The following is a 4,631-nucleotide window of genomic DNA, read 5'->3' on the forward strand; positions in this document are numbered from 1 at the left end:
CCAGTGCTAGCTTTGCGTACCGTCACTTATTGCACTGAAAACGAGGAGACCCCACATCGGCGCAACTGACGGAACTGGCCAACACCATCGCGCATCGCGTGTGCCGGCACCTGACGCGCAAAGGCTGGCTGGAAGGCGAGGACGAATCCGTGTTTCTGTCCGACAGCGCGGGTAGCGACGACGGCATGGATGGGCTGCGGATGAGTTCGATGACCTACCGCATCGCCACCGGTCGCGACGCTGGCCGCAAGGTCGTCACGCTGCAAACATTGCCCGGTGACGCAGGCTCGCTGGAGGGCGATGCCGGCAAGGTCGGCGGCTTCTCGCTGCATGCCGGCGTGGCCGCGGAAGCACACGAGAGCCACAAGCTCGAAAAGCTGTGCCGCTACATCACGCGCCCGGCGATCAGCGAGCAGCGGCTGTCGATCTCACCGCAGGGTAGGGTGCGTTACCAGCTCAAGACGCCGTGGCGCAATGGGACCACGCATGTCGAATGGGATGCGGTGGACTTCATCGCCAAGCTGGCGGCACTGGTCCCGCCACCTCGCGCGCATCTCACCCGCTTCCACGGCGTATTCGCCCCGAATGCAAACCTGCGCGCGCAGCTGACGCCATCGGGGCGCGGCAAGCGGCCTGCGAGCGATGCAGTGCCGGTGGACGTCAGCGCCCACGACGAACCGCGCAGCCCCGAGCAGAAGCGCCGTGCGATGAGCTGGGCGCAACGGCTCAAGCGGGTCTTTTCCATCGACGTCACCACCTGCGCCCACTGCGGCGGCGCGGTGCGGATCGTCGCCAGCATCGAAGACCCCAAGGCCATTCGCGCCATCCTCGCCCACTTCGAGAAACACGGCGCGCTGGAGCAAGCGCACTACCGGCCCGCAGCGCGCGCCCCGCCGCCGGCCGCGTGACGAGGTGCCGGCCACGCAGCCGGCAGCCAAGCCAGAGTCCGATCCGATGCGGCCACGACCCCGCAGGGCTGCGCTCGGCCCTGTGCCGGGATTCGGTGAGAAATGGCTACGCACTGAGCCGCTGCGTGGCCCCGCGATGTCGAAAACCCACGCATGAACCCCCGATCTGTGCCCGATCTGTGCCCAAAGCGGCGCTTGCGCGGCCGCTTCCTACCTGCCAGACTCGCAAAAAAGGGCGGTTGAACTTCCTATACCCGACCTCGCCCTCGGCGCGGTCGCCGGCTAGCTTGAGGTTCACGGTCGTCACGTTGTGATGCAGGATTTCCATGGCCTTCTGGATTTCCGGCAGCTTGTCGATGAATTCCATCGCCAGGCCCTTGGCGAAGTGGCCGTGATCGTCAATCGCATCCTCGTGATAGAGCGTACGCATCTTGACGTGATCGTGGCGGTCGGCAGCGTTGCAGTAGGCCATGATCAGCTCGTAAATCGCCTGCTTGTCGAGCAGTTCGTCGAGCTGCTGTTCGCGCGTCTTGCCGCTCATCAGCTCAATCCCACGACCGGCAGCGCGACGCCGTGCACCGCGCGCGCCTGCTCGGAGCAGAGGAAGGTGATGACTGCCGCCAGATCGCCCGGCGCGACCCATTTCTTCGGATCGGCGTCTGGCATCGCGGCGCGATTCGGTGGCGTGTCGATGATGCTGGGCAGCACGCAGTTGACGTTGATGTTCTGCTCGCGCAGTTCGCCGGCCATGGCTTCGGTGATGCGGATCACCGCGCTCTTCGAGGCGCTGTAGGCCCCCATCTGCGCCACGCCTTTCTGGCCGGCGCCAGCGCCGACGTTGACAATCTTCCCGCCGCCGCCCGCCAGCATCGCCGGTACCGCGGCGCGCACGGCATTGAGCAGGGTGCCGACGTTGATGTCCTGCATCTTTTGCCAGTCGGCTGCCGCAGTGGCATGCACCGGGGTGCCCATGGCGAAACCGCCGGCGATGTTGCAGAGGGCGTCGAGACGGCCGAACTTCTGCATCGCGGCGTTAACCGCATTCTGCGCCGAGGCAGAGTCGAGCAGGTTGGCCGGCAGCAGCAGGCGTGTGTCGGCGGTGCCGGGATACGCTTGTTGCAGCACGGCCTCGCTGACGTCGGCCAGCGCCAGCCTGGCGCCACCAGCAGCAAAGCCTGCGGCAACCGCCTTGCCGAGAGAGCCGGCCGCGCCGGTAATCATCACCACCTGATTGTCGAAGCGCATGGCGTTTCCGTATGAGGAATCTGGTTTATTGAAGCAGACGGCAATGTGCGGGCGAATCCTGCAATCGTGTGAGCCCGCATGCCGGCGATTTCAGCTTGCCTTGGTGGCCGCTTGCGTCTGCCAGTAGGGGTGATCCGGCGGATATTGCGGACCGTCCGGCGACCACTCCGGCGGGCCGAAAATCCAGCCCAGCTTGTTGCGCCAGCCCTTGGCGTTCCAGACCTGGCGCAGCATGAAGGCGGTCTCGTGGAAAATCACGGTGGGCAGGCTGAAGGTCTTGAGGTCGTGCACCAGGCCGTATTTCACCGGGACGTCGCGGCGCTCTTCCTGGAAGGTGCCGAACAGCTTGTCCCAGATAATGAGGATGCCAGCGTAGTTCTTGTCGATGTAGATGCCGTTGCTGCCGTGGTGGGCGCGGTGATGCGAGGGCGTGTTCATGAACTTTTCGAGGAAGCCCAGGCGGTCGATGGCCTCGGTGTGGATCCAGTACTGGTAGATCAGGCTGATGCCGAATTGCACCGCAATCGCCAGCGGGTGAAAGCCGACGAAGGCCAGCGGCAGGTAGAACACGAAGGTATACGCCGGGCCCAGGGTCGACTGGCGCAGCGCAGTACTGAGGTTGTAGTGCTCGCTGGAATGATGATTGACGTGCTCCATCCAGAACAGGCGGCAACGGTGCGCGCTGCGGTGATACCAGTAATAGGTAAAGTCGTCGGCGAAGAACAGCAGCACCCAGGTCCACCAGACGAGGGGCGAGAGCGTGAACAGGCGATGTTCATAGACGAAAGCAAACAGCCAGCCGGTATAGCCTGCGCACAGGGCCCGCATGCCGAGCTTGATCAGGCCCAGCGAGATGCTGACGCTGCTGTCCTTGATCTCGTAGCCCCTTTTGCCCTTGCTCTTGGCGCGGCGCAGGGCGAACCACTCCCAGGCCATCAGGACCAGAAAATAGGGCATGGCGATGTAGAAGATGTTTTTGGCCCACCAGTCCAGCGTTTCCATAAGCTCCTCGATTCGCACGATGTATTGACTGTTAGCATTCTCTCCATTGTGTATCACTTGCCGCTTGACCCCGCACGACAATCTGTATGACAGCACGCGCCAAGACCGGAGTCGACGACCCTGCGGCCCTCGCGCCCAGCACCGCGGTCAGCTATCTGCTGGCCTTGTTCGACTATTTGCGCCTGCGGCAGATCGATGCGACCGAACTGCAGCGGAGCCTGAACGTGGATCTCAACGACCGCGATGCGCGCGTCAGCGAGCTGGAGGCGGCTGAATTGTTCAATCGCGCCGCCGTGCTGGCCCAGGATCCTGATCTCGGCGTGCATGTTGCCGAGCACATCCGGCCAGGGCATTACGGCGTTCTCGGCTATGTCGCCATGGCCTGTACGACCCTGGGCGAGGCCATGCTCGCCCAGCAGCGCTATCAGGGGCTGGTGATCACCGTTGCGCCGGTGGACGTGCGGATCGACGCCGAAGCGATCGTGTTGAGCTGGAACCGTTCGACCGATCTCCGCTACCGCCAGCTTGCGGAGTTCAATCTCGCCGGCATGCTGACTTTTGTGCGCTGGATCACCGGACAGGCGATCTCTCCGCTGGGCGTCGATTTCACATACGAGGCGCCGCAGCGCCTGGACGAGCAGCGCCGTGTGTTCGCCTGCCCGATACGCTTCCGGCAGGACAGTTACCGCATGATCGTGCCGAAGTCGTGGCAGGGACTGGGCCTGATCCAGCCGGACCCCGCCATGCGCCAGTTGATGGATCGCCTGGCCCAGCAGCAATTGCTGACGCTCACGCGCACGGACGATCCGCTGGTCCGCGCCCGCCGCCTGATCGCGCAGCGGCTGGGAGATGGCGAACTGGAGCTGAGTCATGTCGCCTCGGCGCTGCACGTCTCGCCACGGACCTTCCAGCGCAAGCTCCAGGAGCATGGTGAAAGTTTTACCCAGCTGGTCGATGGCGTGCGCAAGGAAATGGCTGAACGCTATCTGGAAGATGCCTCGCTGAGTCTCACGGACATCGCTTTTCTGCTGGGGTATTCCGAGCAGAGCGCCTTTGCGCGTGCCTACAAGCGCTGGACCGGGCACGCGCCGGCACGTACGCGACAGGCGGCGGCCGGTTGAGCCTTACTGAGGGGGCGGCATGGGCAGGGCCAGTGGCCGCAGGGGTTGACGGACAGGGTCCCAATCCGCGGCGGCCTGCCGCAGCCGCTCGATGCGCTCGGCGTCCAGCGGATGCGTCGAGAGCAGGGACGGTGCTTCACCGCCGTGTTCGGTGTGATAAGCCGCAAAAGTCTCGAATACCGAAGCGCCGCCGCCGGCGTGACCATAAAGTTTCTTCACTGCGGCGATGGCATGTCCGTCGGCGAGCGTTTCCGCCTGCCGGGAATAGCCGCGCTGGACCACGGTGGCAAAGGCCGTAGACGGGGTCTCCTCGTTTTCAGTGCAATAAGTGACGGTACGAAAAGCTAGCACTGGC

Annotated in this window: 6 protein-coding genes; 2 read left to right on the forward strand and 4 right to left on the reverse strand. The window is 64.2% G+C overall.

All coding sequences use genetic code 11. From position 1 onward, the window contains the following. Window positions 1-98: 98 nt before the first annotated feature. Window positions 99-908: a transposase gene (locus Q0Z44_RS18085; RefSeq protein WP_366517641.1), complete on the forward strand. Its 810-nt coding sequence runs from the start codon at window positions 99-101 to the stop codon at window positions 906-908. 106 nt (window positions 909-1,014) lie between these two features. Here the strand turns inward: Q0Z44_RS18085 and Q0Z44_RS18090 are convergent, their stop codons facing one another. From Q0Z44_RS18090 to Q0Z44_RS18100, 3 genes are all read right to left on the reverse strand, one after another. Further along, window positions 1,015-1,449, reverse strand: a complete 435-nt coding sequence (locus Q0Z44_RS18090; protein ID WP_008645849.1) for a nuclear transport factor 2 family protein — start codon at window positions 1,447-1,449, stop codon at window positions 1,015-1,017. Then, on the reverse strand, window positions 1,449-2,153 hold the full coding sequence (locus Q0Z44_RS18095) for an SDR family NAD(P)-dependent oxidoreductase (protein ID WP_008645848.1): 705 nt from the start codon (window positions 2,151-2,153) through the stop codon (window positions 1,449-1,451). Before Q0Z44_RS18095 ends, Q0Z44_RS18090 begins: the two co-directional genes overlap by 1 nt. A gap of 90 nt (window positions 2,154-2,243) precedes the next feature. Further along, window positions 2,244-3,155, reverse strand: coding sequence for a sterol desaturase family protein (locus tag Q0Z44_RS18100; protein ID WP_008645847.1), 912 nt, complete (start codon window positions 3,153-3,155; stop codon window positions 2,244-2,246). An 86-nt stretch (window positions 3,156-3,241) separates the two neighbouring features. Here Q0Z44_RS18100 and Q0Z44_RS18105 point away from each other — a divergent pair, with 86 nt between their 5' ends. Then, window positions 3,242-4,276 carry an AraC family transcriptional regulator gene (locus tag Q0Z44_RS18105; RefSeq protein WP_054258074.1) on the forward strand — a complete coding sequence of 345 codons (1,035 nt, stop codon included), beginning with the start codon at window positions 3,242-3,244 and terminating at the stop codon, window positions 4,274-4,276. 3 nt (window positions 4,277-4,279) lie between these two features. On the opposite strand, the gene Q0Z44_RS18110 is transcribed toward Q0Z44_RS18105, so the two are convergent. Beyond that, window positions 4,280-4,631, reverse strand: a 352-nt coding sequence (locus Q0Z44_RS18110) for a M48 family metalloprotease (protein ID WP_298015382.1), incomplete at its 5' end; no start/stop codon positions are given.

The organism is uncultured Aquabacterium sp. (assembly GCF_947366995.1).
Taxonomy (GTDB): domain Bacteria; phylum Pseudomonadota; class Gammaproteobacteria; order Burkholderiales; family Burkholderiaceae_C; genus Aquabacterium.

What these genes read in the sequence shown, in the direction of transcription:
- Q0Z44_RS18090 (WP_008645849.1), bottom strand. Translation starts at nt 1,449, where the DNA reads ATGAGCGGCAAGACGCGCGAACAGCAGCTCGACGAACTGCTCGACAAG.
- Q0Z44_RS18095 (WP_008645848.1), bottom strand. Translation starts at nt 2,153, where the DNA reads ATGCGCTTCGACAATCAGGTGGTGATGATTACCGGCGCGGCCGGCTCT.
- Q0Z44_RS18100 (WP_008645847.1), bottom strand. Translation starts at nt 3,155, where the DNA reads ATGGAAACGCTGGACTGGTGGGCCAAAAACATCTTCTACATCGCCATG.
- Q0Z44_RS18105 (WP_054258074.1), top strand. Translation starts at nt 3,242, where the DNA reads ATGACAGCACGCGCCAAGACCGGAGTCGACGACCCTGCGGCCCTCGCG.